The sequence below is a fragment of the Paenibacillus sp. TC-CSREp1 genome (assembly GCF_050171015.1).
Classification (GTDB): domain Bacteria; phylum Bacillota; class Bacilli; order Paenibacillales; family Paenibacillaceae; genus Paenibacillus; species Paenibacillus silvae.
Map to the genome: position 1 here is coordinate 16245 of NZ_JBNOKM010000023.1, position 16710 is coordinate 32954.

The window sequence follows — 16710 nt, forward strand, 5'->3', positions numbered from 1 at the left end:
AACCTGATATTCAAACGCAGTTCTTCCCTAAACCATTACGCTTTCATCGCGCTAGTTCCTTTGGTAATCATAACCTCCAGATTCTTCACGTTTCCATTGAATACCAGATCAATGTGACACATATTGCTCTTTTCATCGATGATGAAGCTCATGTCGTCACCTTCCTGAATGATCGAATTGATCGACCCTCGGGTTCCCAGCCACCGGCTTTTCTGACTGCTCGGATTGTTACTGAAGAATTTGACGATATTTTCATGCTTGAAATCACCCGTCTGGAAACGGAGCAAGCGTTCAATATACGTACTTACGAGAGTTTTATACAAGGAATCAAATCCATCTTCGGACATCGCCATGCTTCTCGCTTTGTATACCGTGATCCGCTTGATATCGACATCCTGAATTTGAGCATTTTCCGATGAGAAAATAAATCCAAAGTTCTTTCGGTTAATCGAATCCTTGATGGTGTTCGTAAATCCGGAGATTTCTTTGGTCATCGTGGTAACTACACGCAGACTATTATCGCCAGCTTCAATATCAAAACGCACACCTGGATAATCCCTGTTCACGGTTTTGAATGCTCCGCGCAGATACTCGGGGCACTGATATGCAGCCACAATCCCGGCAGCTACATAAGACGCACCAACGTACACCCCTTCAATCCACAGCTTCAAAATATCTTCTTTCTCCCTGGATAATTCCACACCATTCTCTGTCTGGAGCATACGGCTGTCGATAACGACACCGGACTTCTCTTTCGGAATAATGGTGAAATTGGGAGCACTCGGAATGGCGAACTCGCTGTAGTCCTTTCGAGTTAATACCGCGCATTTATCGATATATTTATCGATACCTGCGGTAGCCATACTGCTGAATGTCGTTTCTTCTCCAGATTCAAAGCTGAAGAATACCTGCACTTTGTAATCCTTAACGACTTGCAGGAGCATAGATAGAGATTCCATGCTGTTTCCGTCTTGTTTAACAACTTTCTCGTTACCACGGAAACGGGATCGGCTGACTTGAACTTGTCCCGTTTTCTCCAGTTCAACAGAAGGCACAATACCAAACCAAATGGTGTCTGTAAAATCATTCTTCGCATTGACTGTGTTGAGATAGGTCTCCAGCCGTGGAATGTTGCTGCTCTTGACAAGCATATCCAGCTTGGCATTTGCAATCAGCATGGAAGGCAACATACCTTTATTTTTAGTTGCATACTGGTCAAAGAACATTTTGACACCCAAAATTTTCTCAACCAGCGGTTTTACAGTTTTCACAAAGTCATCCTTGGCATTCTTGTAAAATTCAAGGTATGTATTGTAATTCTGTACCTCAACTGCCGTATCCACATCCGTCTGAACTGCAGGCAGCGGGCAGAATGTACGAACCACCAGGTCCTGTACATATGGTGAAGGCGCCTCCGAGAGTGAGGTATAATCTTCGGCAAACACTTGAGTCAACTCTGTACTCGTCGACTCATCAAGTAGCATCAACTCGTTGTTATCACTCTTTGGAGCTTCGATAATTTTCAATTCTCCGCTCTCACCAATCGTGAGTTGTCCTACCTGAATCGCTTCAGAAGAAGTTTCTTCTTGAGCGCGGCCCAACAACAAGCGAGTTTTGATATCTTCGATAGCCAGTGGCAGCATCGCCATGACATTGTTATAGTTCCGGCTGGCATCTTCAAACATGACATTAAGTTTATCCCCGACATCCAATTTCTTAGGGTCTCCGTCATCCAGCTTCTCATACTGGTTGTACATGTAATGAATTTCTTTCCGCACCTGCCGAATATCATCCATAACCTTTTTCGGTGAGATCATATCCAGTAAATTTTCAAACTTGAAATCCACATTCGTAATACCTTGACTTCGTTTAGTATCAATCAAAGTAAACAGCATTCTCAAAAAATCATTGCTATGATCAACTTTGATCTCGGAGATGGCTTCATCCGGAATCCCCTCCGGCTTTGTGAGCGTATACATAACCTTCTGGTTTACTGCATTGAAGAAGGAATACACACTAGGAGAAAACTTGTCCAAAAACTCATCGAAGCTTCGCACAAGCAGGTGCTCGTTAATCTCCTTGATCTTGTCATCATTCAAGCTGTCGATCCCTTTTACATCACCGACTATCGTAATCAAATCCATTTTCTCAGGATTGATCTCTTCAAAAAGCATCGTTCGGTTCGTTTGGTTAATAATATCCATTCAGGCAACATCCCCCGAATGATGGTTCATTCGGGCGAATGCTTTCCCCCCTCCATCAATTTTTGACACTCCGCACACTCTATCAGCCTTTAGACACGATGAAGTAGACTCACCTTTCCAGGCGATATAAGGTCCAATAGAACGAGCTGTCAACATATGACTGGAACTTATGTACCAGATTATGCCGTTTGCTTTGGAGATTTATGGAATCAATCTTAATCATCAGCAATATGTTTTGTCAATAATCCCATATATAGGTCTATAAGATCATTTTTAAAACTTAGATACACCTATAGAACTATTTTCCATAATTCACTTCACTTCCCTTCAGAGCATGCCGATGTATAGAGAATATCCTATAATTTGGATGATATTGAATGATTTAAAACCAATGGAGTTTCCCACCTGATTAAGAGATGAGCACCTTAACTTATGCAATGTTGCAGTATTCTTCATTGATCAAAGCTACGCATAACGGCGCTTTATCGTGTACCAAAATCGTATTTTAACAAAACAAGTATAATCTCTAGCAACAGTACTCAAAACAGAAAGGAGATTCAACGCCTCACAATGATATCGCTAAAATTCAAAAAAATAATATTCACTCTCTTGCTAATCAGTTTTATAACTCCACCATGGGATATCGGGGAAATCCACGCAGAAGCATCTGTCAAGACCCATGCATATGAAGGGCTAGATGCCATGTTTGTTCTGGATGTGAGTTATTCCATGAATGAGACCGACAAAGATCGCATTGCAGAAGAAGTTATACATATGTTTATGGATATGAGTAGTGGACCTAAGACCCGTTTGGGCTTCGTAGCTTATAATGACAGGATCACTTCATCCATACCACTGATGGATATTTCATCCTCTGGGGCTCGCAATCATCTTCGGAGCCGTATTGATGGCTTAAAACGTTCAGGATATACAGACCTGGGACTTGGCTTACGCCGAGGTGCTAATCTGCTTGAACAATCTCATCCGGGTAAACGTAAACCATTTATGATCTTGCTCTCTGACGGAGAAACGGATTTGCGAGGATCAACGAGCAGAACATCTGCGGACTCATCCAAGGATGTGGACAAGGTTATTGAGATGGCGCAACAAGTCGGTTATCCCATCTATACTGTGGGACTTAACCGTGATGGAACAGTTAACCCTGCAGAACTGGAGCGCATTGCGAAGGAGACGGGCGGCACTTCATTTATCACCGGAAGTGCAGACGACCTGCCTGAGATTTTCAATCGTATTTTTGCAGATCAGCTTCAATCCGTTCTTGTATCTGTCGCGGCTGTAACCGCAACCGGGGCTATGCAGGAGGTAAGCGTAGATATTCCCAACTCCAGCATGGCGGATGCTAACATTATCATGCTCTCTGATCATGCTGTCTCAGAAGCCCAGCTCTATTATCAATCGAGTAATGTCAGCTTCATTCGGTCTGATAAATATGCCTTAATGAAGATCATTCGTCCAGATAAAGGAAAGTTCCAACTGAAGTTTAAAGGTCGTAGCGGGGATCTGGTCAAGATCAACCTGCTCGGCAATTACAATCTGTCTGCCGTTGCAAATATGGCAACGACGGAACCAGTCAAGGGGAAAAGTATAACCTTTGAGGCCTCTCTCTATGATCAGACTGATGACCCTAAACCCGTTAAGGACTTGGATGTGTATAAGGGACTGGAAGCGGAGCTCATTGTAACTCCATCTGACGGGAAAACGGAACGTATCCCTTTGAACAATACAGGCAGCGGGTTTATAGGAAAATACACTTTTCCCAAGTCGGATCTGTACACATGGGGACTACGGATCGACGGCCCAGACTTCTATCGGGATATCACTCCGGTTGAAGTGGACATTACAAATCAAGCCCCCTCAGCCACCGGTGAATCTATCGTGTTATCCAAAGACGACAGAAATACAGACGTTGACCTGAGCAACTATTTCAAGGATGCTAATAATGATCCGTTAACCTATATCCTCGCCGAAGATGAAAATGAGCGCAAACTCGGAGATGCCTACATTGAAGGTAAATTGCTGCGGTTTTCTTCTCTTCACACTGGAAGTTCGACGATCAGGGTGACAGCAACGGATACAGAAGGGGCAAGTGTAACTACAGCGATAGCATTGCGAATTCATTCTTTGCGTGAAACGATCCTGTTATATTCGGGACTCGGCCTTCTTCTTGCTGGAGGTATTTTCGCACTGTATTGGTTCGTGCTGAAACCAAAACCCACATTCCGTGGAAGACTGGAAGGGTATTTTCTAGCTACAGCGAACGGGGAGGATATACCAGTGACAAATTGGCCTCTCACATCCCTGGATCGCCGAAAGGTTAGTCTAAGTGACTTATTTGATCGCATGGACATCGGGATCAAAGTACCCGAGTCAGAACGCATCTGGCTGGAAGCAGGAAAAAAAGAAACGCTATTGCTACGACACGATACGAACTGTACAGTCGTTCGAGGTCGAACTCCAGTAAAACGCAGACATACGGTAGCAATAGAATACAATGAAAAGATGTATATTACGTTTGAGGATGGTGTTACGGAGATCGAAATTCGTTATAAAGCCATCAAGCCAAGTACCAATATCTATGTGGGGCAGAAAAAAGATCCGCAGTAAACGAAAGATTAACCAGTGCCCCCTAGAAATATGCTCTCTCACCCTGAAAATAAAAAAGAAAGAAGCCAGTTCATCCCATCCAAGGGCACGAACTGGCCTATTTATGTTGTTAATTTATTTCACTGAGATACCCTTGTGCATCTGCTTTAATGACATACGACATGAGTGCTCAGGCCGTTTCGTGCTGCTTCTTCGGCTCTGGCTCGAATATCTGAGTATGCTCGTTATCCTCAAACTTCCATTCCATCTTACCTGGCTTGCGGACCTTCCACACCAAAGCCTGAACTCGCAGGGATGTTCTCACCCAGGTCAGGGAGGTACAGCGTTTCTCTGAACGAACCATTAGCCCCCAGTGAATAACCCTTGCCAGCCATGGATTCACATATTCATTATGCTTGCGTACCGAGGGCAGCTCATCACGGAATAAACGCTGCTTTACATCCATTGGCGGCTGCCCGCATGTCCAGTAATGAAGCAGCGCGGACAAGCTGTAGATGTCTGACATCGGTCCCTGCTCGGATTTTTCCGAATAGAATTCAAGCGGTGAATATCCTTTGGAGGTAAATATAGCCGGCTTTGCCCCGGACGGCATCGGCCAGCGGACAGCTGAACCAAAATCCAGCAATATAGGCTTGCCATCCTCCGTCACCATGACGTTGGAAGGTTTGACGTCCCGATGAAGAATGCCTTGTTTATGTATATAATCGAGCGTATCTACTAGTGGCAGCAGCGTATAGGTAATAAAATCCGGCTCCAGTGCATGGTCGCGCTCATTCAAATAATCGGTCAGGATCGTGCCCGTACAATATTCGGTAACCAGATATCCGGTATCATTCGCCTCAAAGTGATCCACGTACGCAATGATGTGTGGGTGTTTAAGCGAAGACAGCAGCTCTCCCTCCTGCAGAAATGCTGACAGCAGCTCCTGAAATTGCCCTCCATATCCACGTGTTGCGCAAAAAACCGTACGTTTATCCGTCTGACGTGCAGCCAATCGATGGGGGAAAAACTCCTTGATTGCCACTTTGGCGCCCGTATGCCGATTCCGCCCCGCATACACAATTGCCAGCTCACTGCTGGTCAGAACCTGTCTAACCTGATATGTATCGTTTAAAATGACATTGCGCTGCAAGGCCATATTCCACTTATCCTTTTTCATAACAAACCTCTTTTCAACCTTGTCGATTGTAAGACTTGCCGCAAACCGCAAATTGTTCGTAAACTCAGTATGGATGAGTCCAGACGGATGGCAATTCATCGCCAACCATCTATATAAACCCAATCACGTCATTTGAAACATCGCTTACAGAACGTGCGTATTTGTTCAAGCTTCCATTGGCTATTCAAAGATATATACGCGCTCTTCTATAAATAGTATCGACAGAAGGGGCAATTTCGTTAATTTAATTTGTTAAAAGACGAATTGCCCCACGTTTCAGTTGCTTACGTTCCCTCAAACTGTCTATTTTGCTATCCTGATGCTTCTGCTGTTGTTACTTAATAATGTTTGTTCAAAAACTGCTGAATCTCCGCGTTCATATCCTGCAGCACGTCCTGAGAAGGGAAATGTCCCGTATCATATTTAACCGCCTGCACATTCGGAATAATCTGCCGGGCACGGTCAATACATTTATCACCCGGGAAAAAGACGTCCTTCTCTCCAACCAGAAGCAATGTAGGCGAATTATAATTTTCAAGCTCTTCCCGCTCCGCCAGCTTAGGCAAATCCTGCTCCAGACTGACATGCTTGAATATTTTGCCGATCAGATTTTTGTCCGCTTCCTTCATACAATGGCATGACAGGTTATCCGTTATTTTTTGCAAAGAAGCCGGCGAAGAAGTCATCCGATATTTCACGAGTGGAAGTGTAATATCATGAACGGTTTTCATTCTGGAATTCACCGCAAGACCCGCCGGAGCCACCAGCACCGAGCATGCAATCCGCTCCGGAATATACGTAGCCAGTCTGAGAATAATGCCGCCGCCAAAAGAAGGACCGATAAACGCACTTTTTTCAATCTCGTAGTGGTCCAGCAGATCGGAAACCCATAAAGCCAGGCTGTCAAAACGTGCCGAAATGCTCGTTTCCTCGCTATAGCCCGGATGACCAATCGTATCAGGCGCAATAATCCGGTAGGATTGAAATAATGAAGAGAACCAGGACAGGGTCATCGGATTCACACAATTGCCGCCCTGAAGAATAAATAATGGCTTGCCATCTTCTGGGCCGGTCAGCAATACATGCGTTCTGCCAAAACGTGTCTCCACATACTCCCTTGTAATCCCTTCACCCAGCTCACTCAAATAAACCTCGTACTCCTCCAGAATACTGCTCTTTCCTTCTTCACTTCTATAAATGGAACTCATGTCTGCCTCCTGCAATGTATACTCGGCTCACCTGTTTCAAGTGACCAGACCGGGGCATCCCCGATCCAAAAAGATAAGGAGGGCCCGTAAATGAATGACAGGCTCCTCCATATGTGTGACTTATCATATGCTGATGATTATAGAATGGAAATTGGAAATTGTAAATATCGATTCTAATAGACAATGCCAGCTTTTTTTGTTTCCGTTTGAAAACCATCATTTCCGGCCGTAATCCGCCTTGATTTCGCCCCACTGTTTCGTCTGCCACTTTAACACTTTGTTCGAATACGTATGCGTGCGAAGCCATTGCTCCGCCCGATCAATCATTAGCCAGATCTCTTCTGTTGAGTTGTCCCGTGGCAGCGTGGTGGCAACCTTCTTCTGTTTTAACCATTTCATCGCATTCACCGAGTCTGTATATACCGTTTTGTTGCTGCCTTGTTTCTGGAGATAAGCCAGTGCATGCACAATAGCCAGAAATTCGCCCAGATTATTCGTGCCTTTCGAGATCGGCCCAACGGAAAAAAGCACTTCGCCTGTGCGTGTATCGACCCCTTTGTACTCGACCGGCCCCGGGTTGCCGCGGGTTCCTACATCGACCGAAATGCTGTCATAATCCACTTCCTCCGAGGTCTCCATCCCTGCACTTCTGCTGCTGCCCGACTTGGACTTGAGCTTGGAAGCACTGCCAGCTCCGCCTGCGCTCGATCCCCAGTTGCCCTTCCATCCGGCGCGATATGCCGCTTCAGCGGCTTCCCTGGATTCATATGATTTATACTTGGCTCCGGCATATTGATCCGTCTGAGCCTTACATTCCGCCCAAGTGCTGTATACGCCCGGTTTCTTGCCTTCCCATACCACGTAATATTTCTGTTTTGCCATGCTTAACCGCTCCTTTGTTCACTGCATCAATTTCCTATTGTAAACGATGGAGCAGGTAAAATGAAAGTTCGTTACGGGTTAAGTGACAATACCGTCTGTACCACCCGGTCCACATCCTCCTCATAATCAGTTATCGTGAGGTCAACCCGAATATCAGGGTACAGAGAATCTGTTTCCTCCTCTACCAAATGAAATTCCCTTGTACTATAAGAGATATTTAATCCTGATTCGGGCAGTTTGAAAATTTTCACTTCTCCAGGCTTGTTCGGACTGCTCTGAGTTGGCGAACCAACCAATGTGGCCTGCAGCTTTTGTTTCATGGTATACGCGTTGAGTAAGGCTGAAGAAGCTGTACCCTGGTTGATTAGTACAAAAACCTTACCCGTTAGTGCCGGAACCTCTTCCAACTTGTCAATCAACGGATCGAGCACCCATGAGGCTCCGCCAGGATTGTTTCTGAGATCAATGATTAGCTTCTCCACTTTATTACTATGTAAGGTCTTTAATACATTTTGCTCAAAAGCAGCAATTGGATATGATTTATCTTCCACACACATTCTGTAAGGTAGATATAACGCCCGATCCGATGGGAGATATTGAACATCATAGTTCAGATTCAGATTGGTTTGATTAAACGAGAACGTTCTTCGGGCAAGCATCTGCGGTAAATAATTTTGCGGTTCTACAGGAGCGACAGCATATTCAATGATTGTTGTATCTTTCTTCTGAAACGTCAGCTTGATCTCATCCTTGTTATCAATGATACCTAGGCCATGAAGAACAGAGGGGTATAGTAGATAAAGAGGCAGGTTGTGTTGAAGCCCATACACATTATCATAGGCAATGACTTGCTCTAACACTTTCATTACATCCTCTATATTTGTATCTTGTACTTTGATCAGCTTCCCGTACATGACATCTTTGTACTGAGGATGAACGCCGTTCACATACATATTTCCTTCCTGATAAAAAAAATGAAATGGCAGCACCTGTTCCCTGTCATCCAGATCAATATGTGTATGTAACTGATGAATGGACGCTATCGCTTTAAAAAGCTCCATCTTCACTTCATCATCACTTCTGTAACTGTTCAAGTTGGATAAAATAGAACTTACCTGCTTCTCAAAATGTTCAGCACGCTGTGAGTCGCTGCTCAGCCCAATCTCTTTTTCAGGAAACTGCTCTAGGATTAATTCGAGATCAGGCCTCCAGTTCATTGTTAAACCGTTGGTTGCATTACTGCATGCGCTCAAGAGCATCAAGATACACAGCATACTGCAAGCCACCTTTATCCGTCGAATATATCGTAACGCTCGATTCATCAGGTTCTCCTTTCATAGCACAACCGTGCCGCCCATCAAGTGGAAGATCGTATGAGTATAGCGAACCTGGATGATTTGTCCTGTGAAAAAAGTTACAATATATCCCTTTATATCCTTTTTAAATTCATATAAGCGTGTTGTATCGCATAATCCAATCCCTCCCGGAACAGTCTAATAATCAGCGTTCAATTAGGGCGTGTCTGAAAACGCTGAAGGAAGCAGATTTTACTGAATTTTCGTTCCAAGCCAGGAAGTTTTCCGCAGGCGTGCCGGGGCACGTCAAGGGAAAGTGACGCAGCAGGGGGCGAAAAGGCGGTAAAAGATGCACTTCAGTAGGTTTCAAGACACGCCCTAAGAAAAGAAAGGATGTTTTGCATGGATTGGATCTGGAAATCCGTCTTGCTTGTTCTCGTTGGCATGATTCTGCTGCGCATTGCAGGGCGCAAATCCATCTCACAGATGAGTGTGGCAACAACCGTTATTATGATCTCGATCGGTACAACCATCGTACAGCCGATTGCCAATCATGAATTGGGCAAAGCGATTGGCTCCGCAGCCGTATTTATTGTAACTTTGCTCGTTGTGGAGCAATTACAGATGAAATCCAATCTGTTCGAACGTATGATGAGCGGCAGCTCCAGAGTAGTTGTTGAGAATGGGGAAGTCATTATTCCGAATCTGAAACGAATGCGGTATACGATAGATCAGCTTGAGATGCATCTAAGACAGGCTGGAATCCGCAGTGTAAATGACCTGGAAACGGCGACCGTTGAACCGAATGGTCAGCTTGGCTATGTTCTGAAACCGGAAGCGCGTCCCGTCACTGTAAAAGATCTGGAGCAATTATTGCAAAGCTATGGCTTGACTCGATCCAGTAAAGAGTTGCCTCTGTTTGAACAACTGTCCGAAGAGAAGCAGAGTGAGGATTCGGCTAATATTTTTGAAGAGGTCAGCAGCGGGAAGCATTCACATCAAGTGGACTCCAGGCTGGAATAAATGTTATAAGCCTCCAGTTTCCAGGTTATCGTGTGCTCAAATAGGCAATTCCCAAGCCTCCGGTGACCGGATTTTGGTAAATCTCACATTCCACCTCAAATACCTCGCCAATGATCTCACGAGTCAAAATATCGGCGGGAGTACCATGAACAACAACTTGTCCACGCTTCACCACATAAAGATAATCACAGTAAGCTGCCGCAAGTTCAAGGTCATGCAGCGCAGCCAGAATGCCGATATCCAGTCCGCGAACAATATTTAATATTTGCAGCTGGTACTTGATATCCAGATGATTGGTCGGCTCGTCCAGAATCAAAAATTCCGGTTGCTGAGCGAGTACACGAGCCAGAATGACACGCTGCTTCTCCCCGCCGGACAGAGACGTATAATTGCGGCCTGCATGTCCGGTCAGCTGCACTTTTTCCAGTGCCATCTCCACAATCTGCTCGTCCTTTGCATTATCGGCCTCCAGCAGCTTTTTGTGCGGTGTACGTCCCATCATAACCATCTCACGCACGGTAAAATCAAAGCTTAACTCGTTAAACTGACCTACAACCCCCATCTGCCTGGCCGTGACTTTGGGACTCGATTTCAGAATATCGGTGTCTCCCAGCATAACGCTGCCGTGCTTCGGTTTAATGACTTTATAAATGCTTTTGAGCAACGTCGATTTGCCGCAGCCGTTCGGTCCAATTAAGCCGACGAATTGTTTCTCTCTCACCTGAAGTGAAATATCACGCACGATATCCGTATCCTGCACGGAAAAGCATATGTTATCGACTGTTAATTGCATGTTATTTCCCTCCAAAGCCGTAGCCTTTTTTGACAAGCATATACATAAACATCGGTGCACCAATCATCGCAGTAATAATGCCGATGGGCAGTTCAACGCTGGCGATTAGCGATCTCGCAATGACGTCTGTCCACATCAGGAATATCGCGCCAAACAATACCGAAACAGGCATTACTTTACGATGATCCGAGCCAACGATCCCTCTCACGATATGAGGAATGATTAATCCGACAAAACCGATCATGCCGCAGCTAGCAACCATCACACCCGTCACGAGTGCAGTTAAGATCATATACAGTCTGCGATAGACACTCAGGTTAATCCCCAAAGTGACCGCCGCTTCATCGCCGAGCAGCATCGTGTTTAACACACGGGATTGCAGCAGGAAAAACAATATGGCCGTGAGCACAACGATGCCTATTAGCGGCAGCTTGTTCCACCCGGAAGCGGCAAGACTGCCCATCGTCCAGAATGTGACTGTTTTGATGCCCTCGGCATTATTTGCAAAATAGATAATGAAGTTGGAAAATGCACTGCACAGTGCATTAATAACCATACCCGCAAGCACCAGCTTGACTGACGTCATTTTGCCCCGAATACCCGCCAGTGTCAGAACAAGCAAAGATGCCCCCATGGCTCCGGCAAACGCCCAAAAGGCAACTCCCGTCTGTCCTAGCCAGCTAATTGCACCAAATCCGATGAGAATGGCAAAGGTTGCTCCGAGAGAGGCTCCTGAGGAAATACCAAGGATGTAAGGGTCCGCCAGTGGATTCTGCACGGCCGCCTGCATAACAGCACCACATAAGGCGAGACCCGCACCGATAAACATCGCCATCAATACACGCGGGAAGCGAATCTGCCAGATAATATCCGTGAAGGAGCCTGCTGCAAGCGGCTTACCTCCCCACTCCATTCCCGTTATTTTTGCTAAAAGAATACGGTAGGACTCTCCGAGCGGAATACGAACTTGTCCAATAGAGACCGCGATACCTGCCGAAATCAATACAATCACGATTAATGCGGCAATAAGTAGTGTAAAACCTGTTTTGCTGTGAATCAGGGATTCTTTTTTCCCCAAGTGCTGTGTCCCAGCCTGAATCGTCTGTGCCATTTCTTCCTCCATAAATTCTAGTAAAATTGTGTGAAACTTAAATTAGCTCTTTACAAAGTATTTTCCCGGATTATAATTGAGAATGATTATCTTTGTCAATTAATATACAAACAAAAAGGGGTTATTACCATGTTGAAACGCTCGTCCAGATCCACTTTCTTTGCTGCATTAACTCTGTTATTACTGCTGTTATCGGCGTGTTCATCCAATACGTCTACACCATCCACAGCCGAAGATACGGCTTCCCAAACAGGGACTACCGAAACTGCTGCACCTGCGGGAACGGCCAATCAAACGACCTATCCGCTTACGATAGAAAACTTCGCTATGTCTGGTGAAGGCGGAGAATGGAAACCCAAAGCACAGGTATTTGATAAGGCACCTGAGCGTGTTGTTGCCAATACTCAATCAGCTGCCGAAATGCTGATCAAGCTGGGCTTGACGGATAAAATGGTCGGTGTTGCTGCACTTTATGGCGCGGTAACACCCGATGTAGCTGACGAATTCGCCAAAATTCCAGTGTTGTCCGAAAATTATGTGGGTAAGGAGCTTGTTGTTGGGGCCAGCCCGGATCTGGTCTTTGGACGAGGTGATCTGTTTGCTGACGCCGACTGGGGCGTGGGAAGCGTAGACGGACTAAATGAGATGAACATCCGTACCTTCATGCAAACGACCAATCACAAGGGAACGCTGGAGAGTCTTTACAGCGACATTGCACAGCTAGGTAAGATTTTTGACGTGCAGGATAAAGCCACACAATTTATCGACAGCCTGAAAGCTCGGGCAGAGGCGATCCAAGCCAGTGTCGCTGATCAGCCGGAGCACAGCTTTGCGTATATTGTACCCGCTACAGAAGACAGCATTACCGTAAGCAGCATGCAGAACGATACGTATCAGCTTGATGCACTCAGCCTGTTGAAGCTGAAAAATGCATTTGATGGCGTACAAGGCGAGGTTAGCGTAGAACAGTTGATTACAGCCAATCCGGATTACCTGCTGCTCTCGGCTTACAGCGGATCACCCGATATCAACAAGCTGATTCAGAATCTGTATGCCAACCCTGCACTGCAAAGCATGAAGGCTATTCAGAACAAACAAATCTACGTGACCGATTTCAGCCAGTTCTGGGGATACGGATATCAAATTATCGACGGTATTGAAAAAATGGAAAAAGAAATGAAGGCTAATCCGATCCAATAGTCTGGTGACTTAACTTTACTGCACAAGTGAATTACGTTCATGCATGGACGGACCCGGGAACAAGGAAGAATTCTTCCCCTTTTCCCGGATCTATGCTTGACAATAGTTTGATATCAAACTATATTAGGTGTATGAAAACAAGAGATGCTGTTTCACTTATTTCCAAAATTAAAGAGAAAACCAGTCGTTTTATTTTGACCGAAATGGCCGCTCAGGGCATCCACGATCTGGCTACATCCCATGGAGATATTATCTATGCCCTTTACAACCATCAGCGGTTGACCATGGCCGAGATTGCCCAGAAAATTCGCAAGGACAAATCCACGGTAACTGCGCTTGTAGATAAACTGGTGCGAACCGGATATGTTGCTAAAGATCGCGATGCAGCAGACTCTCGTATCGTGTATGTGACATTAACTGCCAAGGGAGAAGCGTTAAAACCAGTCTTTGAGGATATATCACAGCGAATGCTGGATACCTTCTATGCAGGAATTACAGACGAGGAAAAACAGGAATTGCTTCGCATTCTAATCAAAATTCACGACAACTTTTAAAAAAAGCAAGGTCATACAGCCGATATGGGTACTGCTTCGTTTGTTTGACTTTAACTTTTTTTACAACAATAGTTTGATATCAAACTAAATTGAAAAGGAGCATTTTATATGACTGATTACACACAATACCTGCCTGAACATGAGGTACACCGGATCGGAAACCATGACCTTTACATGGAAGTTTATAAGGGAAGTACAGCATCGGACTCTGCCACAGGAACTACGCGTGCGCCTCTGTTATTTGTTCACGGAGCATACACGGGCAGCTGGATGTGGAGCAAATATATCCCTCATTTTGTGGAGCAGGGATGGGACTGTTATGCGATGAATCTGAGAAGTCATTATAAAAGCCGGGTGCTAGATCTGAGTCGTATTACGGTAGAGGATTACCTGGAGGATATTCGTGAGGTGTTGTCCCTGATGCATGAACCTCCTGTCCTTATCGGCTTCAGCATGGGTGGCATACTCAGCCAAAAAATTGCAGAAACTGCTGAATTGGCAGGATTAATTATCATTGACACCAGTATAAGCAAAGAAGTGCATGACGCCCTGCCCTATCCAGCAGCGGACCGAATTCAACCGGGAATGATTATGCCAGCACCTTTACGTGAGGAGCTTTCAACGATTGACGAATCCACGGAAGATATCGCTTTTCAACGTCGGTACCTGCAGATGGAATCTGCAAAAGCTTTCTGTACCTTCTCTGTCCTCTGCGGGGCAGAAGGCATATCCATTGACGGGAATCGAATCACCTGTGCCTCTCTCGTAATCAAAGCCGTGTCGTCCGAGGACGAGGATCGAAGAGGCCAATTAACGGCGGATCAGCTTGGAGCAAAGTATGCCGGACTCCGGGATACAACGCATACAAGCCTGCTTGTTGGCCAGCGTTATAAAGAAGTCGTTGATATCATGCTGGAATGGCTTGATTAGATTAAAATATCATCAGGCAAAGAGCTGTCCCGTTCAGCAAATTTTCACTCCGGGACAGCTATCTTTTCTCTGTTTAATCACACGGCTGAACCTTGCCGCGATCTCGAGCTATTCGGAAGCTGGCTCCGCATCCACACGACGCTTTGGCATTGGGATTGTCCATCGTGAACCCTCCTGTCATGCCGCTTTCTTCATAGTCGATCTTCAAACCATCAACGTACGGGACACTGGCTGGGTAAACCAATATGTTGAAATTATCTTTATGCAGTACGATATCTTCTTCTGTCTGCTGATCTTCCACCACAAGCGTATAGGATAAACCGCTGCAACCGCCTTCACTCACACCTATTCGCAGAAAAGAAGACTGATTATTGGCGCAGGATAAAATTTGTTTAATATGATGAGATGCTCTGGTGCTAATCTCAATGTTCATTCTTAACTCCCCCTAGTTTAAAGATACTGTCCAGATCTTGAATTCGCTATAAATACGCACCTTTAATGGAGCAATGCCCATTCCACCAGAAAAGGGATAAAGTTCGCAAGTGCAGCTCCTCTGGGTGTAAGTTCATAGAAAATTGGTTTGCGATCTGCAAAACATGTCTTCTGAACCAAACCATTCTGTTGAAGATCCTGTAATCTTCTGGTAAGAGCCATCTCCGAAATCAAAGGTATGCCTCTGGCAAGCTCACTGAATTTACTCGGTCCCTGAGAAAGCACAAATAAAATATGGATCGTCCACTTCGTTCCAATCAGGTGGTAAGCTGTAAAAAGTTTTTCTCTGTTCTCGTTAGGCAATCATCGGACCCCCTCTGGCGAGCCATTCCCCCCTGTTATTAGAACTAAATACGTTAACGTTGGTTCAGCAAAGAGTATGTATACACGTATCGTATTTCGTAATCGGACACTTATTAAACATTTTTGTTTACAATGTATAAACTAACGTTCCTCTTTGACTTTGTCAACATTTTTATTTAAAATGTAGTGAATCATCGTTTCTTGCTTCAAAGGAGGCAACATCATGGGCGGAAACCAGGCTAAAAAGGATGCCTCAACTCGCACCCGACGAGCTATTATTGATGCACTGAAGCAGCAAGGCGGAATGGATGTGGTGTCCCTTTCCTCTCAATTTTCACTATCGGGAATGGCGATTCGTCAACACCTCAACGGCTTGAAGGAAGAAGGCTTTGTTACTCATATCGAAGAAGCCCGCCCCATGGGACGTCCAACGAAATTATGGATATTGACGCCTGCGGCCGATCGCTTTTTCCCCAGCGGTTATTCCGATTTATCCGTCAGCCTGATTCAATCCATGAAAGAAGCTTTTGGAGAGACCGGGCTGGATCAGCTGCTCGCTGTTCGCAATCAGAACATGCAGGTGCAGTATGCCCGGCATCTTGAAGGTGCATCGGATATCAAGTCCAAATTGGACAAGCTCGCCGAAATTCGCACGATGGAGGGTTACATGGCGGAAGTAAAGGAGCAGGATGACGGAAGTCTCCTGTTCATTGAAAAGCATTGTCCCATCTGTGCCGCAGCCGCTGTATGTACGGGGTTATGCAGAAATGAGCTGCAACTATTCAAAACGGTTCTGGGAGAGGACGTTCAGATTGAGCGGGGAGAATACATTCTGGCCGGAGGAAGAAACTGCGTTTATACCGTGAGCCCGGCTCAAAAATAAGCGAAAGAGCAGCCTCATTCGAGATTGCTCTTTCGCTTTTTGTTGTAT

15 protein-coding genes are annotated in these 16710 nt (G+C 45.4%); 6 read left to right on the top strand and 9 right to left on the bottom strand.

The genetic code is table 11. From position 1 onward, the window contains the following. Window positions 1–35: 35 nt before the first annotated feature. Entirely contained in the window at window positions 36–2204 is a 2169-nt protein-coding gene (locus ACQSGY_RS26305) for a transcriptional regulator (protein WP_427181572.1), read from the bottom strand. Window positions 2205–2774: 570 nt separating this feature from the next. On the opposite strand from ACQSGY_RS26305, the gene ACQSGY_RS26310 reads away from it, so the two are divergent. Continuing rightward, window positions 2775–4829 (top strand): vWA domain-containing protein, encoded by a 2055-nt coding sequence (locus ACQSGY_RS26310; RefSeq protein WP_427181573.1) that lies wholly within the window; start codon window positions 2775–2777, stop codon window positions 4827–4829. 169 nt (window positions 4830–4998) lie between these two features. Here ACQSGY_RS26310 and ACQSGY_RS26315 read toward each other — a convergent pair whose 3' ends face one another. The 4 genes from ACQSGY_RS26315 to ACQSGY_RS26330 form a co-directional block, all read right to left on the bottom strand. Next, a complete protein-coding gene (locus tag ACQSGY_RS26315) occupies window positions 4999–5988 on the bottom strand; it encodes a serine/threonine protein kinase (RefSeq protein WP_427181574.1) in 990 nt (329 codons plus the stop codon). 338 nt (window positions 5989–6326) lie between these two features. Then, on the bottom strand, window positions 6327–7196 hold the full coding sequence (locus ACQSGY_RS26320) for an alpha/beta fold hydrolase (RefSeq protein WP_427181575.1): 870 nt from the start codon (window positions 7194–7196) through the stop codon (window positions 6327–6329). Window positions 7197–7412: 216 nt separating this feature from the next. Next, window positions 7413–8078: a ribonuclease H gene (rnhA, locus tag ACQSGY_RS26325; RefSeq protein WP_427181576.1), complete on the bottom strand. Its 666-nt coding sequence runs from the start codon at window positions 8076–8078 to the stop codon at window positions 7413–7415. A gap of 71 nt (window positions 8079–8149) precedes the next feature. Next, entirely contained in the window at window positions 8150–9352 is a 1203-nt protein-coding gene (locus ACQSGY_RS26330) for a hypothetical protein (RefSeq protein WP_427181577.1), read from the bottom strand. A 423-nt stretch (window positions 9353–9775) separates the two neighbouring features. Here ACQSGY_RS26330 and ACQSGY_RS26335 point away from each other — a divergent pair, with 423 nt between their 5' ends. After that, window positions 9776–10396 (top strand): DUF421 domain-containing protein, encoded by a 621-nt coding sequence (locus ACQSGY_RS26335; RefSeq protein WP_427181578.1) that lies wholly within the window; start codon window positions 9776–9778, stop codon window positions 10394–10396. A 25-nt stretch (window positions 10397–10421) separates the two neighbouring features. Here the strand turns inward: ACQSGY_RS26335 and ACQSGY_RS26340 are convergent, their stop codons facing one another. Together ACQSGY_RS26340 and ACQSGY_RS26345 are read right to left on the bottom strand one after the other, a co-directional pair. Then, window positions 10422–11189, bottom strand: coding sequence for an ABC transporter ATP-binding protein (locus ACQSGY_RS26340; RefSeq protein ID WP_188591301.1), 768 nt, complete (start codon window positions 11187–11189; stop codon window positions 10422–10424). A gap of 1 nt (window position 11190) precedes the next feature. Beyond that, on the bottom strand, window positions 11191–12300 hold the full coding sequence (locus tag ACQSGY_RS26345; RefSeq protein ID WP_427181579.1) for a FecCD family ABC transporter permease: 1110 nt from the start codon (window positions 12298–12300) through the stop codon (window positions 11191–11193). A gap of 129 nt (window positions 12301–12429) precedes the next feature. Between ACQSGY_RS26345 and ACQSGY_RS26350 the strand changes: the two genes are divergently transcribed. From ACQSGY_RS26350 to ACQSGY_RS26360, 3 genes are all read left to right on the top strand, one after another. Continuing rightward, window positions 12430–13500 (top strand): ABC transporter substrate-binding protein, encoded by a 1071-nt coding sequence (locus tag ACQSGY_RS26350; protein ID WP_427181580.1) that lies wholly within the window; start codon window positions 12430–12432, stop codon window positions 13498–13500. Window positions 13501–13631: 131 nt separating this feature from the next. After that, complete coding sequence (locus ACQSGY_RS26355; RefSeq protein WP_188591303.1) at window positions 13632–14054, top strand: MarR family winged helix-turn-helix transcriptional regulator; 423 nt, start codon at window positions 13632–13634, stop codon at window positions 14052–14054. A gap of 108 nt (window positions 14055–14162) precedes the next feature. Continuing rightward, entirely contained in the window at window positions 14163–14984 is an 822-nt protein-coding gene (locus tag ACQSGY_RS26360) for an alpha/beta hydrolase (RefSeq protein WP_427181581.1), read from the top strand. Between the two features lie 73 nt (window positions 14985–15057). Here ACQSGY_RS26360 and ACQSGY_RS26365 read toward each other — a convergent pair whose 3' ends face one another. Both ACQSGY_RS26365 and ACQSGY_RS26370 read right to left on the bottom strand, forming a co-directional pair. Next, the gene (locus ACQSGY_RS26365; protein ID WP_248062651.1) at window positions 15058–15417 is read right to left on the bottom strand and encodes a HesB/IscA family protein; all 360 of its coding nucleotides are present in this window, start codon (window positions 15415–15417) and stop codon (window positions 15058–15060) included. 62 nt (window positions 15418–15479) lie between these two features. Next, window positions 15480–15779, bottom strand: a complete 300-nt coding sequence (locus ACQSGY_RS26370; protein WP_427181582.1) for a winged helix-turn-helix transcriptional regulator — start codon at window positions 15777–15779, stop codon at window positions 15480–15482. Between the two features lie 223 nt (window positions 15780–16002). Between ACQSGY_RS26370 and ACQSGY_RS26375 the strand changes: the two genes are divergently transcribed. After that, window positions 16003–16662: a helix-turn-helix transcriptional regulator gene (locus ACQSGY_RS26375; RefSeq protein ID WP_427181583.1), complete on the top strand. Its 660-nt coding sequence runs from the start codon at window positions 16003–16005 to the stop codon at window positions 16660–16662. Window positions 16663–16710: the final 48 nt, after the last annotated feature.